Annotated in this window: 16 protein-coding genes; 9 read left to right on the forward strand and 7 right to left on the reverse strand. The window is 67.1% G+C overall.

Annotated elements, in window-relative coordinates:
* Positions 1-23 precede the first annotated feature (23 nt).
* Positions 24-875, forward strand: coding sequence for an SDR family NAD(P)-dependent oxidoreductase (locus ACFVUS_RS10570; RefSeq protein ID WP_387763620.1), 852 nt, complete (start codon positions 24-26; stop codon positions 873-875).
* Here ACFVUS_RS10570 and ACFVUS_RS10575 read toward each other — a convergent pair.
* Positions 865-1437, reverse strand: a complete 573-nt coding sequence (locus ACFVUS_RS10575) for a TetR/AcrR family transcriptional regulator (RefSeq protein ID WP_387763623.1) — start codon at positions 1435-1437, stop codon at positions 865-867. The genes ACFVUS_RS10570 and ACFVUS_RS10575 overlap by 11 nt on opposite strands.
* Positions 1438-1520: 83 nt before the next feature.
* On the opposite strand from ACFVUS_RS10575, the gene ACFVUS_RS10580 reads away from it, so the two are divergent.
* Positions 1521-3044, forward strand: a complete 1524-nt coding sequence (locus ACFVUS_RS10580; RefSeq protein ID WP_387763626.1) for an MDR family MFS transporter — start codon at positions 1521-1523, stop codon at positions 3042-3044.
* On the opposite strand, the gene ppc is transcribed toward ACFVUS_RS10580, so the two are convergent.
* From ppc to ACFVUS_RS10595, 3 genes are all read right to left on the reverse strand, one after another.
* Positions 3041-5803, reverse strand: a complete 2763-nt coding sequence (ppc, locus tag ACFVUS_RS10585; protein ID WP_387763628.1) for a phosphoenolpyruvate carboxylase — start codon at positions 5801-5803, stop codon at positions 3041-3043. The genes ACFVUS_RS10580 and ppc overlap by 4 nt on opposite strands.
* A gap of 74 nt (positions 5804-5877) precedes the next feature.
* The gene (locus ACFVUS_RS10590; RefSeq protein WP_387763631.1) at positions 5878-8613 is read right to left on the reverse strand and encodes a GNAT family N-acetyltransferase; all 2736 of its coding nucleotides are present in this window, start codon (positions 8611-8613) and stop codon (positions 5878-5880) included.
* Positions 8606-9844: an acetoin utilization protein AcuC gene (locus tag ACFVUS_RS10595; RefSeq protein ID WP_387763634.1), complete on the reverse strand. Its 1239-nt coding sequence runs from the start codon at positions 9842-9844 to the stop codon at positions 8606-8608. Before ACFVUS_RS10595 ends, ACFVUS_RS10590 begins: the two co-directional genes overlap by 8 nt.
* 204 nt (positions 9845-10048) lie before the next feature.
* Between ACFVUS_RS10595 and ACFVUS_RS10600 the strand changes: the two genes are divergently transcribed.
* The gene (locus tag ACFVUS_RS10600; protein WP_364631491.1) at positions 10049-10735 is read left to right on the forward strand and encodes an iron dependent repressor, metal binding and dimerization domain protein; all 687 of its coding nucleotides are present in this window, start codon (positions 10049-10051) and stop codon (positions 10733-10735) included.
* A 3-nt stretch (positions 10736-10738) separates the two neighbouring features.
* Positions 10739-11722, forward strand: a complete 984-nt coding sequence (gene galE / locus ACFVUS_RS10605; RefSeq protein WP_387763637.1) for a UDP-glucose 4-epimerase GalE — start codon at positions 10739-10741, stop codon at positions 11720-11722.
* A gap of 23 nt (positions 11723-11745) precedes the next feature.
* Here the strand turns inward: galE and ACFVUS_RS10610 are convergent, their stop codons facing one another.
* Positions 11746-12927: a DUF4192 domain-containing protein gene (locus ACFVUS_RS10610; RefSeq protein WP_387763640.1), complete on the reverse strand. Its 1182-nt coding sequence runs from the start codon at positions 12925-12927 to the stop codon at positions 11746-11748.
* Between ACFVUS_RS10610 and ACFVUS_RS10615 the strand changes: the two genes are divergently transcribed.
* Positions 12926-13069 (forward strand): hypothetical protein, encoded by a 144-nt coding sequence (locus ACFVUS_RS10615; RefSeq protein WP_387763643.1) that lies wholly within the window; start codon positions 12926-12928, stop codon positions 13067-13069. The two genes, ACFVUS_RS10610 and ACFVUS_RS10615, sit on opposite strands and share 2 nt — an antisense overlap.
* Positions 13070-13283: 214 nt before the next feature.
* Here ACFVUS_RS10615 and ACFVUS_RS10620 read toward each other — a convergent pair whose 3' ends face one another.
* On the reverse strand, positions 13284-13691 hold the full coding sequence (locus ACFVUS_RS10620; RefSeq protein WP_387763646.1) for a VOC family protein: 408 nt from the start codon (positions 13689-13691) through the stop codon (positions 13284-13286).
* A gap of 91 nt (positions 13692-13782) precedes the next feature.
* Here ACFVUS_RS10620 and ACFVUS_RS10625 point away from each other — a divergent pair, with 91 nt between their 5' ends.
* Together ACFVUS_RS10625 and ACFVUS_RS10630 are read left to right on the forward strand one after the other, a co-directional pair.
* Positions 13783-14724 carry a helix-turn-helix transcriptional regulator gene (locus ACFVUS_RS10625; protein WP_387763649.1) on the forward strand — a complete coding sequence of 314 codons (942 nt, stop codon included), beginning with the start codon at positions 13783-13785 and terminating at the stop codon, positions 14722-14724.
* Positions 14725-14849: 125 nt separating this feature from the next.
* On the forward strand, positions 14850-15365 hold the full coding sequence (locus ACFVUS_RS10630) for a hypothetical protein (RefSeq protein ID WP_387763652.1): 516 nt from the start codon (positions 14850-14852) through the stop codon (positions 15363-15365).
* 48 nt (positions 15366-15413) lie between these two features.
* On the opposite strand, the gene ACFVUS_RS10635 is transcribed toward ACFVUS_RS10630, so the two are convergent.
* The gene (locus ACFVUS_RS10635) at positions 15414-16085 is read right to left on the reverse strand and encodes a sensor domain-containing protein (protein WP_387763655.1); all 672 of its coding nucleotides are present in this window, start codon (positions 16083-16085) and stop codon (positions 15414-15416) included.
* Positions 16086-16342: 257 nt separating this feature from the next.
* On the opposite strand from ACFVUS_RS10635, the gene ACFVUS_RS10640 reads away from it, so the two are divergent.
* Together ACFVUS_RS10640 and ACFVUS_RS10645 are read left to right on the forward strand one after the other, a co-directional pair.
* Entirely contained in the window at positions 16343-17290 is a 948-nt protein-coding gene (locus ACFVUS_RS10640; protein ID WP_387763658.1) for a PAC2 family protein, read from the forward strand.
* A 63-nt stretch (positions 17291-17353) separates the two neighbouring features.
* The gene (locus ACFVUS_RS10645) at positions 17354-19864 is read left to right on the forward strand and encodes a DEAD/DEAH box helicase (RefSeq protein WP_387763661.1); all 2511 of its coding nucleotides are present in this window, start codon (positions 17354-17356) and stop codon (positions 19862-19864) included.
* Positions 19865-19908 lie beyond the last annotated feature (44 nt).

Genomic DNA, 19908 nt, shown 5'->3' on the forward strand with positions numbered 1-19908 from the left:
GGGGCGGCGGCATTGTTGGCAGCATGATCGTTATCACCGGTGCGACGGGAACCATAGGCAGTGCGATCGTGCGGCAGTTGGCGGCACGAGGAGTGAAGGTGCGGGCCGTGACTCGCAATCCCGAGGCGGCTCAGCTGCCCGAGGGCGTGGAGGTGGTGCGCGGTGAGTACCGCGATACCGATTCCATGGCAGCGGCTTTCGACGGAGCCGAGGCCGCGTTCATCGTGGGATTGCTCGGCCCGGAGTTCGTCGAGCTGGATCGGGCGCTGGTGACGGAGGCGCGCGAAGCCGGGATTCGGCGGATTGTGAAGCTGTCCGCCATCGGCACGGGCGAGCCGGAATTGGGCCGCGTCGGCACCTGGCATCTACCCGGCGAACAGGCCGTGCGGGACAGCGGGGTGGCGTGGACCATCCTGCGGCCCAGCAGTTTCGCGAGCAATACGCTGAGTTGGTCGCCGATGATCCGGGCCGGCCAGGCGGTGCCGAATCTGACCGGCGACGGTACGCAGGGCGTCATCGATCCGCGCGATGTCGCCGCTGTGGCCGTGGAAACCCTGCTCTCGGATACTCATTCGGGCCGGATCCTGACCCTCACCGGTCCGGATCTGCTCACCACCGGTGATCAGGCCGCCGCACTGTCCGCCGTGCTGAACCGGCCGATAGAGGTGGCCGATATCGATCGGGAACAGGCTCGCGAATTCATGATCGGTGCGGGCATGTCCGAGGAATTCGCGGACGGCGCGTCCGCCGGACAGGCCTTCGTCCGGGCGGGCGGCAATGCCATCGTCACCGATGAGGTGGAGCGGGTACTCGGCCGCGCGCCCGGAACCTATGCGGCCTGGGCACGCGATCACGCCGAGGCATTCACTTCCTGACCATCGGACCCCAACCGGTTTCCAGCAGTTCGAAGATGCGAGTGAAGTCCGCGGCCGGTGTCTCACTGCGCCGCGCGACGTCCATCGCACCGAAGACGAAGTGCGCCAGGGCCCTAACCGCGACATCGTCCGGATCGCGGCCCAGATCCTCGGCGATCGCTCGCGCCAGCGCACCTTCGTGGCGCTGCCACATGCGCCGGAAATAGCCGGTGAGCACCGGGGTTTCGTGCACCAGCCGCATGAAGTCCCGCATCTCCTGGGTCTCGCCACCCGCGGCGGACTCCAGAAACGCGTCGCGGATGCCCTCCAGCACCGTGGTGCCGGGCGCTCGATCGCGGACCGCGGCGATCAGACCCTGCTCGCGGTCCGCGTCGAGGTCGAAGACGAGCGATTCCTTCCCATCCGGGAAGTGCGCGAAGAGCGTGGGCACCGAGACATCGGCCGCCTCGGCGATCTCCTTGACGCTGACCGCGTCGTAACCGCGCTCGATGAACAGCCGCATGGCCACATCGGCCAGGTTCTTGCGGGTCTGTGCCTTCTTTCGCTCGCGCAGTCCACTCATGACCGCATCGTAGCCCATTGACCTAAGTCGTACAAATTTTTAAGTCCATTGAATTTTTTAAGTCGTTATGTTTTTCTGGAGTCATGACCGGAACAATCACGGCTCGGACCACCCCGCACAATGTGCGCTGGGTGCTGCTGGGCGTCATGCTCGCCATGCTGCTGGGAATGCTCGACAACATGATCGTCGGCACCGCCATGCCGACGATCGTCGGTGAACTCGGCGGCCTCGAACACCTGTCCTGGGTGGTCTCCGCGTACACGCTGGCGACCGCCGCATCCACCCCGATCTGGGCCAAACTGGGAGACCTGTTCGGCCGCAAGAACAATTTCCTCGCCTCGATCGTCATCTTCCTGATCGGCTCCGGACTCTCGGGAGCAGCGCAGAGCATGGAGCAGCTCATCGGCTTCCGCGTGCTCCAGGGCATCGGCGCGGGCGGGCTCGCCGCCGGGGCGATGGCCATCATCGGCGAACTGATTCCGCCACGTGAGCGCGCCAAGTACATGGGCATGACCGCCTCGGTCATGGCGCTGGCGACCATCGGCGGACCGCTGCTCGGGGGGATCGTCACCGACCACTTCGGTTGGCGCTGGGCCTTCTATCTGAACCTGCCGCTCGGGCTGATCGCCCTGGTGTGGTGCCAGACCACGCTGCATCTGACCGCGCGCAGACCCAATGCCAAGATCGACTACCTGGGCGCGGGACTGCTCACCGTCACCATTTCCGCGATCGTGCTGGCCACCACCTGGGGCGGCACCCAATACGCTTGGGGCTCAGCGCAAATGATCACCGTGATCGCGACGGCGGTGGTCGGGCTCGCGGCGTTCGCGTGGTCGCAGACCCGCGCGGCCGAGCCGATCATCCCGCTGGGGTTGTTCACCAACCGCAATTTCACCCTGACCGCGATTCTGTCGGCGGTGGCCGGTGTGGCCATGTTCGGCGCGGTGAGCTTCCTGCCGCTGTTCCAGCAGACCGTGCAGGGCGCGTCCGCCTCGAATTCGGGACTGCTGCTGCTGCCGATGATGGTGCCCGTCATCGTGGTCTCGCAGATCGCGGGCCGGGTGATGAGCAGAACCGGCCGCTACAAGGTCTTTCCGATTCTCGGCGCGCTCTTCCTGACCGGCGGCAGCATCGCCATGGCCACGGTCGATACCGGCACCAGCCGACTCACCTCGGGCATCTACATGGTGATGCTGGGCGCGGGCATGGGGTTCCTCATGCAGATGACCATGCTGATCGCGCAGAACAGCGTGGCCATGAAGAACATCGGCGCGGCGTCGGGAGTGTCGACCCTGTTCCGCACGCTGGGCGGTTCGTTCGGCGTGGCATTGTTCGGTGCGCTGTTCAATCGGCAGCTCACCGCCGCGATGACCGGACAGGGCAATACCGCCGGCGCGCAACCGGATCCGTCCGGCCTGGGCAAGCTGCCCGCGGCCGTGCGCGAGGCGTACCTGCACGGGGTGGCGTCCGGGATTCACAGCATCTTCCTGTGGTCGGCGGTGCTGTGCGCGATCGGCGTGATCGCCGCCCTCGCCATCGTGGAGGTGCCACTGCGGCAGATGGGCGCGCCCGCGGCGGCCGCGCCCGTCAAGGAACCCGCTGTCTAGCCGGAGTTGCGCAGGGCGGTGGCCAGGCCGTTCATGGTGAGCAGGATGCCACGTTCGACCAGTTCGGAGTCATCGCCCGCGCGGCGGCGGCGCAACAGTTCGACCTGTAGTTGATTGATGGGCTCCAAGTAGGGGAAGCGGTTATGGATGGATTCGGCGAGTGCCGGGTTGTCCGAGAGCAATTCGTCCGCGCCGGTGATGGCGGCGTACATGCGCGAAGTGCGGGAGAACTCCTCGCAGATCATGCCGAACACGGTGGCCCGCAAGGTTTCATCGGGCACCAGTTCGGCGTAGGTGGCGGCGATATCCATATCGGCCTTGGCCATGACCTGGGCGAGATTGGACAGCACGGTGCGGAAGAACGGCCAGCGCTGATACAGGTCGGCCAGTTGAGCCAGGCGGGCCGGGTCGTCGCCGATCCACTCCTCGATGGCGGATCCGGTGCCGTACCACCCGGGGAGCATGACCCGGGATTGACTCCAGGACATCACCCACGGGATGGCGCGCAGGTCGTAGACCGAGTTGGTGGGCTTGCGCGAGGCCGGGCGGCTGCCGAGGTTGAGATCCGCGACTTCGGCGACGGGAGTGGAGGCGCGGAAGTACTCGACGAAGCCCGGGGTTTCGTGGACCAGGCGCGAATACGCCTGGCGCGCAAGCTCTGCCAGCTCGTCCAGCACCGCGTAGGCGGGTTCGGCATCGTCGCCGAGGCCCTCCACATCCAGCAGCGTGGATTCCAGCGTGCCCGCCACCAGCGCTTCCAGATTGCGGTAGGCGGTACCCGCCTCGGCGTATTTGGTGGAGATGACCTCGCCCTGTTCGGTCAGGCGCAGCGAACCGCGCACCGCGCCGGCGGGCTGGGCCAGGATGGCGTCATAGCTGCGGCCGCCACCGCGACCGACGGTGCCGCCGCGACCGTGGAAGAGCCGCATGCGGATTCCGGTTTTGCGCGCGGTGTCGATCAGATCGAGCTCAGCCCGATACAGCGCCCAGTTGGCGGCCAGATAGCCGCCGTCCTTATTGGAATCGGAGTAGCCGAGCATGATCTCCTGCTGCATACCGCGCGCCCGGACCAGCCGCGCGTACGCGGGCACTTCCAGTGCGGCGGAGAGGATTTCAGCGCCACCGCGGAGATCGTCGATGGTCTCGAAGAGCGGGACCACGCCCACCGAGCTGGACGGCGGGGTATCGGCGTCACCCGGATCGAGGATGCCCGCTTCCTTGAGCAGCAGCGCGGCCTCGAGCATATCGCTGACCGAGGTGCACATGCTGATGATGTAGTTGGGCACGGTATCGGGCCCCAGATCATCGATGGCGGCCTTGGCGGCGCGCACCACCGCGAGTTCCTTGGCGGCCAGCTCGCTCAGATCGGCGGCCGGGCTGACAAGCGGCCTGCGCGTGGTCAATTCGGCGGCGAGCAGCTCCACCCGCTGCGCCTCGTCCAGCGCGGCGTAGTCCGAATGCACTCCGGCCCAGGCGAACAGCTCGGCCACCACCTGCTCGTGGGTTTCGGAGTTCTGTCGCAGATCCAGGCCCTGCAAATGGAAACCGAAGGTCTCCACCGCACCTCGTAGCGCGGCGAGCTGATCGTCGGCGAGCAGGCCGTCACCGGAGGCGCGCATGGACGCGTCGACCACGTTCAGATCGGCGAGCAACTCCTGCGGTCCGGCATACGGCCGCGCCCCGACATCGACTCCCTCGGTGGGGATTTCGTCCAGGGCCTGCCGCGCCGAGGCGGTGAGCCGGGCCCGAATGCCGCGAATGGCCCGGCGATACGGTTCATCGGCGCGCTGCGGTGAATCATCGAATCCGGCATCGGCCAGCGCCGCCAGTTCGGGTGTCACCGGTACCAGGCGTGCCGACTGCGAGAGTGACTTCTCCAGTTCGACAAGGGATTTCGAATACCGTTCGAAGGCGACCGATCCGGCGCGATGGGTGGCGCGATGCACCACGTCCGCGGTGACGAAGGGATTGCCGTCCCGATCGCCACCGATCCAGGAACCGGGCCGCAGCATCGGCCGGGCCAACAGCTCGTGTTCGGGCCAGCGGGCGCGCAGCGCGTCGCGCAGATCGGCGTTGATCTTCGGGATCACCTCGAACAGGGTGAGGTCGTAGTAGCGCAGGCCGACCTCGATCTCGTCCTGAATGCGCAAGCGCGCCAGGCGAATCAGCGCCGCGCGCCACAGTTGCAGCACCTGCCGCCGGATATCGGTGTCGATGATCGCGAATTCGGCCTCGTGCTCGCCATAGCGCTGACGCTGCTTCATGAGTTCGGTGATGCGCGCCTGCACATCGAAGATGGTGCGCCGCCGGGTTTCGGTGGGGTGCGCGGTGATCACGGGTGAGACGAGCGCATCGCCGAGCAGATCGGCGACCAGCGCGCCATCGAGCGGTGCGGCGTCGAGTTTGCGGTAGGTGGCCGCCAGGCTGGAGTCCTGGGGCGGCTCCCCCGCCGCGATATGCACCGCGCGCCGGCGATCGCGTTGCAGATCCTCGGCCAGGTTCGCCAGCAGCAGGAAGTGGCTGAAGGCGCGAATCACCGGGATGGCGGTGGCGATATCGAGATCGCGCAGCATATCGGCGACCGCGTCGCGATCCACCTCCTCGCGCCGAATCTTGAACGCCTCCACCCGGACCCGTTCGATCAGGTCGAAGACGTCCGCGCCCTCGTGATCGCGAATCGTTTCCCCGAGGATCCCGCCCAGGAATCGGATGTCATCGCGCAGTGGCGCGGTCGCCGTCTCGATCTGGTTCTCCCGCATACGATCACCTCTCCTTACCGACGATTCTTGATCCATCTCAACTCATTCGGGCACCGGGGCCACCGCTGTGTGAGTCATGCCATACGGCGCGGTCCGATATCGAATCTGCTGGGTTCGGGGCCGATGCGCACCCGGCTGTACAGCACCGCCGCGCCCTCGGGCGCGGCCATGATCGGCTCGCACTGCAACTCGCGGACCTCGGGCAGGTCATCACAAAGCGCCGAAATGCGCTGCGCCAGTTCGGCGAGCGCGGCCCGGTCCACCGGTTTGCCGATATCGCGGCCGCGCACGGTGCCCGAGAGCAGCGGGGCCGCGCGCGGGGCGTCGATGAGCTCGATGGACTCCGCCTCGGTGAGCGGCAGCGCGCGATACACCCGGTCACCGAGCAGATCGATAATGGTGCCGGACAGGCCGAAACTGATCACCGAACCGAACGACGGATCGTCCTGTACCCGGAAACCACAGCCGACGCCCTTGGTGGCCATGCGCTGAATGTGCACGGGATTGCCGGATATCTCGGCCAGATCGGTGAAACCGCGCCGCACCGCGTCCGGACGCCACAGATCGAGCCGGACACCGGTGAGATCCGGTCTATTGCGCCAGATCTCACCGGTCGCCTTGGCGGCCACCGGATAGCCGAGTTCCTCGGCGGCGGCCACCGCGGCATCCGCATCGCGCACCTCACGGAATTCGACGACGCGAATTCCGTAGCAGCCCAGCAGTTCCGCTGCCTCCAGATCGGTGAGCCAATGATCGGTCGCCGCGGCCATCCACGCGGCGACCAGTTCCCGCGCCCGGGCGGTATCGACGCCATCGGGACGCGCGACCGGTGATACCGGGCGGGTGCGCCAATCGGCGTAGCGCCGCACCCGGGCCAGCGCGCGGGCGGCGCGTTCCGGATCGCCGTAGGACGGAATGGATCCGCGCTCGAGCATGCCGCCCGGACCGCGCGTGGCGAGCAGATTCGACATGCCCTGATCGGCGACGAAGGTGGTGAGAACCGGTGTGTCCGGATCGGATTGCGCGCCCGCGCGAATGGCCTCGGCGAAGGCGGCGACCGCGGTCGGCACGGGCGGTGAGTAGATGACGATGACCGCGTCCACCGTGCGATCGGTGACGGCGGCGGCCACGGCGGTCAGATAGTCGGCCGGTCCGGCCTGCGGGCCGAGCTGGATCGGCTCCCCCACCGTGAGGCCCTCGCTACGCCCGGCATCGACCGCGAGCCAGGTCAGCGCGGCGCTATTGCCCAACACCGCCAAACGCGGTCCGGCGGGCAGCGGTTGATAGGCCAGCAGCATGGCGCAGTCGAAAAGCTCACTGATGGAATCGACCTGGACGATGCCCGCCTGTGCGAACAGATTGCGCACCAGGGAGCGATCCAGATCCGGTTCGCCGTCCACCCGCACGGCATTGCGGCCACTGCTCACGGCCACAATGGGTTTGGTGCGCGCCACCCGGCGCGCGATTCGGGAGAACTTGCGCGGATTGCCGAAGGTCTCGAGATACAGCAGCACCACATCGGTGGCGGGATCGCTGTCCCAGTACTGGAGCAGGTCATTGCCGGAGACGTCGGCGCGATTACCGGCCGAGACGAAGGTGGACAGCCCGAGCTGACGGGCCGCCGCCTCGCCGAGGATGGCAGCGCCCAAAGGGCCGGACTGACAGAAGAATCCGATACGGCCGCGCCCGGGCAGCACCGAGGCCAGCGTGGAGTTCAGCGAGACCGCGGGATCGGTGTTGGCGATGCCGAGCGCGCTCGGACCGACCACGCGCATACCGTGCGAGCGCACCGCGTCGACCAGTTCGCGTTCGGCGGCGTAACCGCGCGGGCCGGTTTCGGAGAATCCGGCGGTGAGGACCACCAGGCCCTTGACGCCCTTGGCCATGCAGTCGTCGAGCACCGAGCCGATTTCGGCGGCGGGCACAGCGATTACGGCCAGGTCGACCTCATCGGGGATATCGCGCACGGTCGGATACGCGCGCACCCCGCGCACGGCGGTGCGATTGCGATTGACCGGGAACACCGGCCCCTGGAAGCCGCCGGACAGCAGGTTCGCCAGCACCGCACCGCCCACCCGGGTCGCCAGCGGTGTCGCGCCGATCACCGCGACCGAGCGCGGGGACAGCAGATTCCCGACACTGCGCGCCTCCGAGGCGCGTTCGCGCGAATCGCGCACCGATTGCAACGCCTCGCTGGGATCGATCGCGAATTCCAGGTGCAGTACCGAGCCGTCTCGGCTGCGCTGCACCTGATATCCGGCATCGCGGAACACCTGCACCATGGCGTTGTTCTCGGCGAGTACTTCGGCCACAAAGGTTTCGATGTGGTTCTCGGCCGCCGCCCCCGCCAGATGCTCGAGCAGGATCGAGCCCAGCCCGCGCCCCTGATGCTGATCGGCCACCACGAACGCCACCTCGGCGGAGCGCGCACCCGCCCGCTCGGCCAGATACTCGTAACGGCCGACCGCAATGATGTCGTCGCCGAGCTCGATCACCAGCCCGACCCGATCCCGGTAATCCACGTGCGTGGTCCGATACAGATCCTTCGGCGTCATCCGCGGATACGGCCCGAAATACCGCAGATACCGAGTGCGATCCGACAACCGGGTGTGAAAGCGTTCCAGCCCCGCCGCGTCCTCCGGCGTAATCGGCCGCAACCGCACCACCCCGCCATCGGAGGCCAGCACATCGGCGAACCAGTGCTCCGGAGGCGGCGGCGGAACCGCCGGTGTGCCAGGTGTATCCGCGGGCAGCAGCGGCGGTGGTGTCGCATTACCCGATTCGGCTGTGGGGTCGGGGGATTCAGTCACGGGGATCCTCCGGATCCAGGCCGAGCAGGCCGAAAGTCGCTCGGCGGGTTGCCAGAATAGAGGTGTCCAGGGCACGGCGGGCCCGGTCCGCGCGCTCATCGCCGGTTTCGCGGCCGCCGCCGGGACCGTCCCAGCGGGTGAAGGTGGTGTCCGCGCCGTCGCCCATGGTCTCGGGCGGCGCGACGGTCGGGGCGTACGCGCCGACCAGTTCCTTCCACTGCGCGGGTATCGCGGTATCGGGATCGATGGTGCGATCCAGGGCGGTGGCGAGCAGATGCGTCCAGGCGCGCGGGACCACGCGAATGAGGCCGTAGCCACCGCCGCCGACGGCGAGCCAGCGGCCCTCGGCGTACTGATCGGCGAGATCGCGCATGGCGATGAAGGCGGCGCGCTGCCCGTCCACGCTCAATTCCAGATCGGCCAGCGGATCCTCACGATGGGTGTCGACACCGCACTGACTGATGACGATCTGCGGGCGGAAGGCCGCGAGCGCACCGGGCGCGACCGCGTGGAAACCGCGCAGCCACAGCTGATCCCGGGTGCCGGGCATGATCGGCAGATTGATGGCGGTGCCCTCGGCCTTGCCCGCCCCGGTCTCCTCGGGCCAGCCGGTATTGGGCCACAGCGTCGCGGGATGCTGGTGAATGGACACCGTCAGCACGCGCGGATCGCCATAGAACATGCGCTGCACGCCATCTCCGTGATGCACGTCCACATCGAGGTAGGCGATCCGGTCGAAGCCGTTCTCCAGCAGCCACGAAATCGCCACCGCCACATCGTTGTACACGCAGAACCCGGCGGCCGAATCCGGCATGGCGTGATGCATGCCACCGCCGATGCTCACCGCCCGTTTGGTGCGCCCGGACGCGATCTCCCGTGCGGCGGCCAATGTTCCGCCGACGATGACCGAGGCTGCCTCGTGCATCTGCGGGAAGACCGGGTTATCGGTCGACCCGAGCCCGAACGGCGGTGCGGCGGGCGGTGCGCCCGGAGGTTGCCGCGCGTGCTTGACCGCCTCGACGTAGTCGTGGGTGTGCACGCGCAGCAGTTCGGATTCCCCCGCCGCCTCGGGCGTGATCGTCTCCGCCCCGTCGAGCAGTCCCAGGTTCTCGGCCAGCGCCATGGTGAACCGCAATCGCACCGGTCGCATGGGGTGTTCGGGCGTCCACGTGTAGTCGAGGAACCTATCGCTCCAGACAACGGTTCCATCTCCACGCGCACGGTCGGGCATACCTGCCACGCTAATGCGTCGGCCGACTTCGTAGGCTAGTGACACTGCTGCACCGCCATTCCGGACCTCTGCCCCGTCACCCCCCGAAACCCGTGGGGAACACGCAGGCCGTCCTGGGTGTTCTCCCGGCGTTCGCGAAATATGCTGTCGCCCGGTGTAGCCGCCGCGCATGGGTAGAATTCGTGCCGACGAAGGGGTTAACAGGTGAAGGATCTGGTCGACACCACGGAGATGTACCTCCGTACCATCTACGACCTCGAGGAGGAGGGCGTCACGCCCCTGCGCGCCCGCATCGCCGAGCGCCTCGAACAGAGTGGGCCCACGGTCAGCCAGACGGTGGCGCGGATGGAACGCGACGGTTTGCTGACCGTTGCCGGTGACCGCCACCTCGAATTGACCGATAAGGGCCGGGCCATGGCGGTCTCGGTCATGCGCAAGCACCGGCTCGCCGAACGTCTGCTGGTCGACATCATCGGTCTGGACTGGGAGAACGTGCACGCCGAGGCATGCCGCTGGGAGCATGTGATGAGCGAGGAGGTGGAGCGCCGCCTGGTGGAGGTGCTGAACAATCCCACCACCTCGCCGTACGGCAACCCCATTCCCGGACTGGACGAACTGGGCGTCACCCCGAGTTCGGGCAGCGAGGAGAAGCTCATCCGGCTCTCGGATCTGCCGTCCGGTCAGTCGGCGGCGGTGGTGGTGCGCCGCCTCTCGGAGCACATTCAGACCGATCCGGAGATCATCGGCCAGCTGCGTGAGGCCGGCGTGGTTCCGGACGCGCGCGTGAATGTGGAGACCAAGCCGGGTGCGGTCGTCATTCTGGTGCCGGGTCACGAGGGCTACGAATTGTCCGACGAGATGGCCCATGCCGTCCAGGTGAAGTTGGTCTGAGTCTTGAAACTGCTGGTTACCGGAGGCGCGGGCTACGTCGGCGGCGGAGTCGCGCAGGTACTGCTCGAGGGCGGCCACGAAGTGGTCGTCGTCGATGATCTGTCCACCGGCAATGCCGATGGCGTCCCGGCCGGAGCGAAGTTCGTCGAGGGCGATATCGCCACCGCGGGCGTCGATCTGATCGCGGCCGAATCCTTCGACGGCGTCCTGCATTTCGCGGCGCAGTCGCTGGTCGGCGAATCGGTGACGCAACCGGAGAAGTACTGGCACGGCAATGTGGTCAAGACGCTCGCGCTGCTGGAGGCCATGCGGGCCGCCGGTACCGAGCGGCTGGTGTTCTCCTCGACCGCGGCGGTGTACGGCGAACCGGAGCAGGTGCCGATCGTCGAGGACGCCCCGAAGGCGCCGACCAATCCCTATGGCGCGTCGAAGCTCTCGATCGATTACGCCATCACCTCGTACGCGGCCGCGCACGGGCTGGCCGCGACCAGCCTGCGCTATTTCAACGTGGCCGGGGCGTATGCCGGGCTCGGTGAGAACCGGGTGGTGGAAACGCATTTGATCCCGCTGGTGCTGCAAACGGCGCTGGGGCACCGGGATTCGATCTCGGTCTTCGGCACCGACTATCCGACCCCGGATGGCAGTGCGGTGCGCGACTACATCCACATTCTCGATCTGGCGCAGGCGCATTCGCTGGCGCTGGCCCAGTCGCAGCCGGGCGTACACCGGATCTTCAATTTGGGCAGCGGTACCGGATTCTCGGTGCGCGAGGTCATTTCGGCCTGCCGCGAGGTGACGGGCCTGCCCATCGCCTCGATCGACGCCCCGCGTCGTGCGGGTGATCCGGCGGTGCTCATCGCCTCCAGCGATAGGGCGATGGCCGAACTCGGCTGGCGGCCCGAGCACACCGATCTGATCGAGATCGTGTCGGACGCCTGGGAATTCCTGCGCTCGCTCGGCGATCGCGCGCACAGCGCACGCAAGTAGATCTCTCGATTCCGCCGCGGATCTCACGGGTGCTCCGATCGCAGATCGACCCCGAGGTCCGCGGCGGCTTCGCGTCCGGCCTCGGCCAGGCGACGCAGGCGCTCGGGCGGCATACCGGTTTGCAGGCCGATATCGAGCAGATTCGCCATGCGATGTGATTCGTCGGAGGTCAGCGCCGCTTCCAGCGCCACCCCGGCCAGCGGTCCGTCCCCGCGCGCGTACGCGGCATAGCCCAGCAGCATGGCCGCCTCGGCGCGATCGGGATCGGGCAGGGCGCGGGTCAATTCGAGCCACAGCGTCTCCGCCGCGCGGGCGTGCGCGCCCGGCATGAGCCCGAACAGGATGTCCCGCACCGACGGATCGCGCAGGGCGACAGCCACTTCCGCGAGTTCGGCGACATTGGGCAAGGCGCCGGACTCGATATCGGCGATTCGCGCGAGCACCTGCCGCAGGGCGGCACGGCTGTAGAAGTTCGGCTCACCACGTCGCGCGGCCTGGGCGAGCCGATCGGCGGCGGCCTCGGTCGCGGACTCCAGTAGCGTCGGCATCTTGTCCCGCACAATGGCGTTCACCGCGATCGAGTCGACCAATTCCGTGCGGGACGCGCGCATCGGCCGGCCCTCGAGCACCTGATTCAGCGTCACCATCGAGGTCGCCGGATCGGGCTGACATCCCCCGCGCAGCGGTCCGAGCAGACTCCACCACGACAACTCAGCGCCGATCGCGCGCACCGCCCACGCACCGGCGAGCGGAATCGCATCGGCGTCCAGCCGATGTTCGAGCGCCGCGATCACATCGCGATGCCTGCGCGATCTGACACCGCGATGCCGATCAGCGGGCGCGGTCGCCCGATCATCGACGATCAGCGCCAGCACCGCGACCGCCTCCCCACGAGCGCACACGCTCGCCACCCGATCCACCAACTCCCCGGTGGCAACCCGCCCGGGACTATCCAAATCCATCCGAGCCACCACATCGATGGCGGCCCTACCGGACTCCCCGGACGCCGCCCGCAGCACGGTAATCACCAGCGACCTCGCCGGAACGAACCCGAGCATCGCGGGCACCGCCGCAATGAACTCCCCCGGATCCCGCAAATGCGAATCCGGCCCGGACAGCGATACGTCCGGCGGCAGCCCCTGAGGCGGTGCGTCTTCCGGGGTCGAGGGTTGGCGGTGGACGGGTGGTTCGGCAGGTGTGGTCATGGCGTCGACGGTCGGCGCGGGCACCGACAGCACCGAGGCGCTGGCAGGGCATCGGCCCCGTCTGTGGAATTTGATTCGCGCCGTGGACTATTCGGCGTGGCGCGCCGCCTCGAACCGCGAATCTGTCGGTGCGCGCTGCTAGCGACGAGCCGGGAGGCGCAAACGCGAACCAATCCCGTCATCCCGGCGCGTTTCTGGCCGGGATCCACACCTATCGGCGGATCCCGGCCACAACGTGAAATGAATTCGTTTCATTTTGGCCGAATGTGCCGTCACGTGCTGTTACAGTCCGCCTCAGCACGATCTTCGCGTGCCGGAACGGGTGGCACGCGAAGTGGGAGTCAGGCCGGTGCGTCCTATTCGGGATGCGTCTGGGCGAGCATTTCGAGGTAGTGCGGGTTGGACATGATGCCGAGGATATTGCCGAACGGGTCGATGACCGCGGCGGTGACGAATCCGGTGCCCGCGCCACGTTCGGTGATGGGCTCGTATTCCTTGGCACCCATGCTCAGCAGCCGCTCGAAGGTGGCGGAGAGGTCGTCGACGTGCCAGTTGACCACCTGACCGCCGGGCCGATCGGGCCGACTGGGCGCGAACTTGCGGTTGATGAGCCCCAGCTCGGCCTGGTAGTCGCCGATGCGGAACTCGTAGTACCCGCCGGGGACGGTGAAATACGGTGCGGTGCCGAGGAATTCGCTGTACCAGTCCTTGGCGGCCTCCAGGTCGTCGGCGTAATAGGTCACGGTGGCCATTCCACGCAGCATGTCGTTCTCCTTGGTCGTTCCGATGTCGATAAAACAATCATCGACCGCAAAGTGCTCACCGAATGAGCACTTTTATTGGCAAGATTCAAATATGCGAGCCGATCGATTGGTAGCCACCCTGTTGTTCATGCAGACCCGCGGCCGGGTCACCGCCGCCGAGGTCGCGACCGAACTCGAAGTGTCGGTGGCCACCGCGCGGCGCGATCTGGAGGCGCTGTCCACCGCCGGGATTCCGGTGTATCCGCAGGCCGGGCGCGGCGGCGGCTGGGCGCTGGTGGGTGGCGCGCGCACCGATCTGAGCGGTTTGACCGAGGGCGAGGCGCAATCACTGTTCCTGCTGCTCGGCCCGATGACCACCGCGAACCCGGCCACTCGGGCCGCACTGCGCAAGCTACTGCGCGCCCTGCCGCAATCCTTTCGTGCCGAGGCCGAGGCGGCAGCCGGTGCCATGATCGTGGATCCGGCGCGCTGGGGTGAACGCGATGAGCAGGCCCCACCCGATGTCGCGCGCCTACAGCGAGCGGTGGTGCGCCGCCGCAAGGTTCGATTCGACTACGGCCGCGCGGGCACCCGCACCGAGCGCACGGTCGACCCCTGGGGCCTCGTCGACAAGGACGCCATCTGGTATCTGATCGCCGGAACCGAACGCGGACAGCGCACTTTCCGGGTGGATCGCATGGCCGGGATCGAGATCACCGACGACACAGCGCATCGGCCCGAGGATTTCGATCTGAACGCCGCCTGGTCCGAGGTGGTCGAGGAGATGGAACAGCGCCGCGCGACCCTCGCGGCGACGGTGCTGGTGCCCGATCATCTGCTGCCGGTGCTGGCGCATCAGCAGGGCAGGCACTGTGAGATCGACGGCCCGATTCCGGACGGCCGCACCAGGGTTCGCATCACCGCTCCGAGCCCGCTGATGATCGCCCAGCAGTTGGCGGGCTGGGGTACCGCGCTCGAGGTCACCGAACCGGATTCGGTGCGCGCCGAACTCGCCCGTCTCGGTTCGGAATTGGTGGCGCGCTATGCCACCTGAGATACCGCTGCGCAGTCATGCATGATTCGAATCATGTTGCAGCACTTTTGATTTCGCCAAAACGAAGCCTGCACGCTGTTACCGTACGGCCGGTGCCCGTCGGAGGCGCCGGAAGGAATTACGCAATGACGAGAACACTTTCCAAGGTGGGCGCGGCCGCCGCGTTCGCCACCCTCGCGGGGCCGGTGCTGCTGGCCGGACCCGCCACCGCGGATATCGCCGATATCAGCGTGGTCGGCCTCATCCCGGGTAAGAACTGCACCGTCGCCGACGGCTGTTCGATCATCGTGGGCGTCTCCGGTGACAACAAGTTCAACCAGGTCGAGTTCCTGATCAACGGCACCAGCATCGGAACCGCCACGCCCGCCGCCAATTCCGGCGTGGTGACCGCTTCCATCGACTGGCACCCCACCGCCTCGGGCAGCTACACCATCGGCGTGAAGCAGGGCCTGTCCATGTCGACGATCGTCTACCCGGTCGGCGCACCGGGTTCGCTGTGCTCACTGCTGCCCAGCGGTTCCTCCAGCGGCTCCGGCGGCAGCGGTTCGGCGAGCGGTTCCGGCGGCAGCGGTTCGGCCGGAAGTGGTTCGGCGGGTTCGGGTTCCGCGGGTTCGGGTTCGGGCACCGGTTCTGCCTGCTGATTCGGCGTTGGAGCCGGGCAGGCAGGGGTCGGCTCCTTTCCCGAGTTCTCAGCCCTTGCGCACCTTGCTCACCGCGGTGGTGAACAGTGAATCAAGGGCTTGCGCATCGGCTTTGGCGTCGGTGAACGACATATAGGTGACGTTGATCCGCACATCGCCGATCTGTCCAAGCAGGGTTTGCATATTCCGTGTCATGCCCGCGCTACCGCTTTCGGAGCGGACGCTGCGGCGCAGCGCGAGCGTGTCATCGGCGTCCAGCGGTGGCGGCGGATCCATTTCGGTGGTGATGGTGGCGGTGGTGCCGCCATGTCCCACGCGCACGGTTCCGCAGCGCTGCAACTGCTCTCGCAACACGCTGAGTTTCTGATCGGTGCGCACCAATTCCACGGTGAGGGTGGCGCGCGCGGCGTCGTCGGTGCCGACGACCACCACGGGTCCGGCGGTCGGTGCCTGCGGCGCGCAGGTGGCGGGATCGATCATCGCGCCGGGCAGGACGCCGTCGAGATCGCTGGCGGCCTGACCCGCCGCGTCGACCGGCAGGGTGACCGCGGCGTAGCGCGCGGGAAATTGGGACGAGTCCGGCAGCAGCCGGGCCAATCCGCTATCGGTCTGCACGGCGGTGATCAGACCCTGTGACGCTTGCGGGTGACCGGATACGGTGCCGCCGCAGCCTGCCAATACGATGGCCGATAACGCGATACCCACGGGGCGGAAGGGCATTCGGCACCATCTGCGGGCGGGCATGGGGCAGGGCGTGTAAGCCACCTGCCGACCCGGCGAATTCGGCACGGTCACCCGTCCACTATGCCGAATATCTGCTGTTCACACCGAATGCCACGCCGCGTGGCGACCCCTCGGGAATGCGTGTCCGGGTGCGCCGCGTTGCAGCACGGGTGCGGGCGATGCACGACCTGTCGGCGCATGAGAGAGAATGGGTAACGGGTCGCGCAGGTGGGCCACGCAGGAAGGAGTACGCGATGGACTCAGAGTCGCATATGTACGAGCTGGAGTTTCCGGCTCCGCAACTGTCGTCCGCCGACGGCGCCGGTCCGGTACTGGTGCACGGGCTGGAGGGTTTCACCGACGCCGGGCACGCCGTCAAGCTGGCTACCACGCATCTGCGCGAGAGCCTGGAGAGCGAACTGGTCGCCTCGTTCGATATGGATGAGCTGCTGGATTACCGCTCGCGCCGCCCACTGATGATGTTCAAGACCGATCATTTCTCCGAGTACGCCGAGCCCGAGTTGAATCTGTGGGCGCTCAAGGACACCGCCGGGACCCCGTTCCTGCTGCTGTCCGGGCTGGAACCGGATCTGCGCTGGGAGAAGTTCACCACCGCGGTGCGTTTGCTGGCCGAACAGCTGGGCGTGCGCCGGACCATCGGTTTGAGCGCGATTCCCATGGCGATTCCGCACACCCGCCCGCTCGGCGTGACCGCGCACGCCAGTGATACCGATCTGATCGGCGATCACCAGCGCTGGCCGGGCGAACTTCAGGTGCCGGGCAGCGCGTCATCGCTGCTGGAGTACCGGATGGCCCAGCACGGCCACGAATCGGTCGGCTTCTCGGTGCATGTGCCGCACTATCTGACCCAGACCGCGTACCCCGAGGCCGCGCAGACGCTGCTGGAGAATGTGGCCGAGAACGCGGGCCTCGAGCTTCCGCTCGCCGCGCTGAGCGAATCGGCCGCGCGGGTGCGCGAGCAGGTCAACGAGCACATCTCCGGCAATTCCGAGGTGGAGAACGTGGTCTCGGCCCTGGAGCAGCAGTACGACAGCTTCGTCACCGCGCAGGAACGCCAGTCGAGCCTGCTCGCCAGCGATGCCGAACTGCCCACCGGCGATGAGCTGGGTGCGGAGTTCGAACGCTTCCTGGCCGAACAGTCCGGCTTCACCGAGGGCGAGGACGGCGAGCCGCGCCGCTAGTTCCCGCATCCGCTCCGCCCGCCGTGGGCGGAGCCGGGCAGATCGCCCAGTAACCTAGGGCGCGTGCAGCTATCCGAACTCGTCCCCGACCAAGCCATACCCGATGTGGACCCGGACTGGCTGTACGAGACTTTCACCGACTGGACCACTTCCGAGGGGCTGACGCTGTATCCGGCCCAGGAAGAGGCGCTGCTCGAGCTCTTCACCGGGTCGAATGTCATTCTGGCGACGCCGACCGGGTCGGGTAAATCACTCGTGGCGATCGGCGCGCATTACGCCGCGCTCAATCGCGGCCAGCGCAGCTACTACACCGCGCCGATCAAGGCGCTCGTCAGCGAGAAGTTCTTCGCGCTGTGCGAGGTGTTCGGGGCCGATCGGGTCGGCATGGTGACCGGTGACGCGGCGGTGAATCCGGATGCGCCGATCATCTGCGCCACGGCGGAGATTCTGGCGAACCTGGCGCTGCGCGAGGGCGCGAAGGCCAATGTCGGCCAGGTGATCATGGATGAGTTCCACTACTACTCCGATCCCGATCGCGGCTGGGCGTGGCAGGTGCCGCTCATCGAATTGCCGGGCGCGCAGTTCCTGCTCATGTCGGCGACGCTGGGCGAGGTCGACTTCTTCGCCGAGGATCTGAAGCGCCGCACCGGGAATGACACCGCGATCGTCTCGGGCGCGGAACGCCCTGTCCCGCTGAGCTTTTCGTACGTGCGGACGCAGATCAGCGAAACCCTGGAAGATCTCGTCACCACCAGTCTCGCGCCGGTGTACGTCGTGCACTTCACCCAGGCCGCGGCCATCGAACGCGCACAGGCGCTGATGAGCGTGAACTTCGCCTCCAAGGCCGAGAAGGACGCCATCGCAGAGGCGCTGGGTGAATTCCGGTTCGCCACCGGGTTCGGCAAGACGCTCTCGCGGTTCATCCGGCACGGGATCGGCGTGCATCACGCGGGCATGCTGCCCAAGTACCGTCGACTGGTGGAGAAGCTCGCGCAGGACGGGCTGCTCAAAGTGGTCTGCGGCACAGACACTCTCGGCGTCGGCATCAATGTGCCGATTCGCACGGTGCTGCTGACCGGGCTCACCAAATACGACGGGGTGCGCACGCGCCGGCTCAATGCCCGTGAGTTCCATCAGATTTCGGGTCGCGCGGGCCGCGCCGGCTTCGACACCATGGGCACCGTCGTGGTGCAGGCTCCCGAGCACGAGGTGGAGAACGCCCGGCTCATCGCGCGTGCCGGGGATGATCCCAAGAAGCTCAAGAAGGTCCAGAAGCGTAAGCCGCCGGAGGGTTTCGTCTCCTGGTCCGAGGAGACCTTCGACCGGCTGGTCGCGGCCTCCCCCGAGCCGATGCTCTCGCGCTTCAATGTGACCAATGCCATGCTGCTCAATGTCATTGCGCGCAAGGGCAATTGCTTCTACGCCATGCGACATCTACTGGAGGACAATCACGAACCGCGGGCGGCGCAGCGCAAACACATCCTCAAGGCGATCAAGCTGTATCGGGCGCTGCGGGACGCGGGTGTGGTGCAGCAGCTGGACGAGCCCGACGAATTCGGCCGGCACGCTCGGCTGATGATGGATCTGCAACGCGATTTCGCGCTCGATCAGCCGCTCTCGCCGTTCGCGCTGGCCGCGTTCGAGCTGCTGGACAAGGAGTCGCCGACCTACACCCTCGATGTCATCACGCTCATCGAGGCGACCCTGGAGGATCCGCGGCAGCTGCTGATGGCGCAGCAGCACAAGGCGCGCGGGGTGGCGGTCGCGGAGATGAAGGCCGACGGGATCGAATACGAGGAGCGGATGGAGCTCCTGGAAGAGGTCACCTGGCCCAAGCCGCTGGCCGAGGAGCTCATTCTTCCGGCGTTCGAGACGTATAAGGCCGGGCATCCGTGGGTGTCGGAGTTCGAGCCCGCACCCAAGTCCGTTGTGCGCGAAATGGTCGAAAGGTCCATGACCTTCGCGGAATTGGTGTCGGTGTACGAGCTGGCGCGCTCGGAAGGCGTGGTGCTGCGGTATCTGGCGGACGCGTATCGGGCGCTGCGGCGCACGGTGCCGGAGCAGGCGCGCACCGAGGAGCTCGACGACATCACCGAATGGCTGGGCGAGCTGATCCGGCAGGTGGACTCGAGTCTGCTGGACGAGTGGGAGCAGCTCACCAATCCGGGTGCGGAGACCGATACCGAACAGGTCGCGTTCGGTGCGGAATCCGTACGTCCCATTTCCGCGAACGAACGCTCGTTCCGGGTATTGGTCCGCAATGCCCTGTTCCGCCGGGTCGACCTGGCGGCCCTGCGGCGCTGGGAGGCGCTCGACGAGTTCGAGGACGAACTGGATTGGGAAGGTGAACTCGAGCCGTACTTCGCCGAGTACGACGAGATCCGCACCGGCCCGAACGCGCGCGGTCCGAAGCTGTTCCAGGTGGAGAAGCGGGGCGAGTTCTGGCATGTGCGCCAGGTGCTCGACGATCCGGCCGGCGACCACGGCTGGAGTATCAACGCGGTCGTTGACCTGGCCGAATCCGATGCCGCGGGCGAGGTCGTCCTCGACGAGGTCACCATCTCGGCGGGCTGAGTTCACGCCGCGAACCGGCTGATCCGGTCACACTCTCGTAAGGT

The sequence above is a fragment of the Nocardia sp. NPDC058058 genome (assembly GCF_042885355.1).
Classification (GTDB): domain Bacteria; phylum Actinomycetota; class Actinomycetes; order Mycobacteriales; family Mycobacteriaceae; genus Nocardia.

Bases quoted from the DNA above. Each gene is read 5' to 3' on its own strand.
- ACFVUS_RS10630 (WP_387763652.1), top strand. From the start codon at position 14,850: ATGACGAGAACACTTTCCAAGGTGGGCGCGGCCGCCGCGTTCGCCACC.
- ppc (WP_387763628.1), bottom strand. From the start codon at position 5,803: ATGCGGGAGAACCAGATCGAGACGGCGACCGCGCCACTGCGCGATGAC.
- ACFVUS_RS10570 (WP_387763620.1), top strand. From the start codon at position 24: ATGATCGTTATCACCGGTGCGACGGGAACCATAGGCAGTGCGATCGTG.
- ACFVUS_RS10625 (WP_387763649.1), top strand. From the start codon at position 13,783: ATGCGAGCCGATCGATTGGTAGCCACCCTGTTGTTCATGCAGACCCGC.
- ACFVUS_RS10620 (WP_387763646.1), bottom strand. From the start codon at position 13,691: ATGCTGCGTGGAATGGCCACCGTGACCTATTACGCCGACGACCTGGAG.
- ACFVUS_RS10580 (WP_387763626.1), top strand. From the start codon at position 1,521: ATGACCGGAACAATCACGGCTCGGACCACCCCGCACAATGTGCGCTGG.
- ACFVUS_RS10595 (WP_387763634.1), bottom strand. From the start codon at position 9,844: ATGCCCGACCGTGCGCGTGGAGATGGAACCGTTGTCTGGAGCGATAGG.
- ACFVUS_RS10640 (WP_387763658.1), top strand. From the start codon at position 16,343: ATGGACTCAGAGTCGCATATGTACGAGCTGGAGTTTCCGGCTCCGCAA.
- ACFVUS_RS10610 (WP_387763640.1), bottom strand. From the start codon at position 12,927: ATGACCACACCTGCCGAACCACCCGTCCACCGCCAACCCTCGACCCCG.
- ACFVUS_RS10615 (WP_387763643.1), top strand. From the start codon at position 12,926: ATGGCGTCGACGGTCGGCGCGGGCACCGACAGCACCGAGGCGCTGGCA.
- ACFVUS_RS10635 (WP_387763655.1), bottom strand. From the start codon at position 16,085: ATGCCCTTCCGCCCCGTGGGTATCGCGTTATCGGCCATCGTATTGGCA.
- ACFVUS_RS10575 (WP_387763623.1), bottom strand. From the start codon at position 1,437: ATGAGTGGACTGCGCGAGCGAAAGAAGGCACAGACCCGCAAGAACCTG.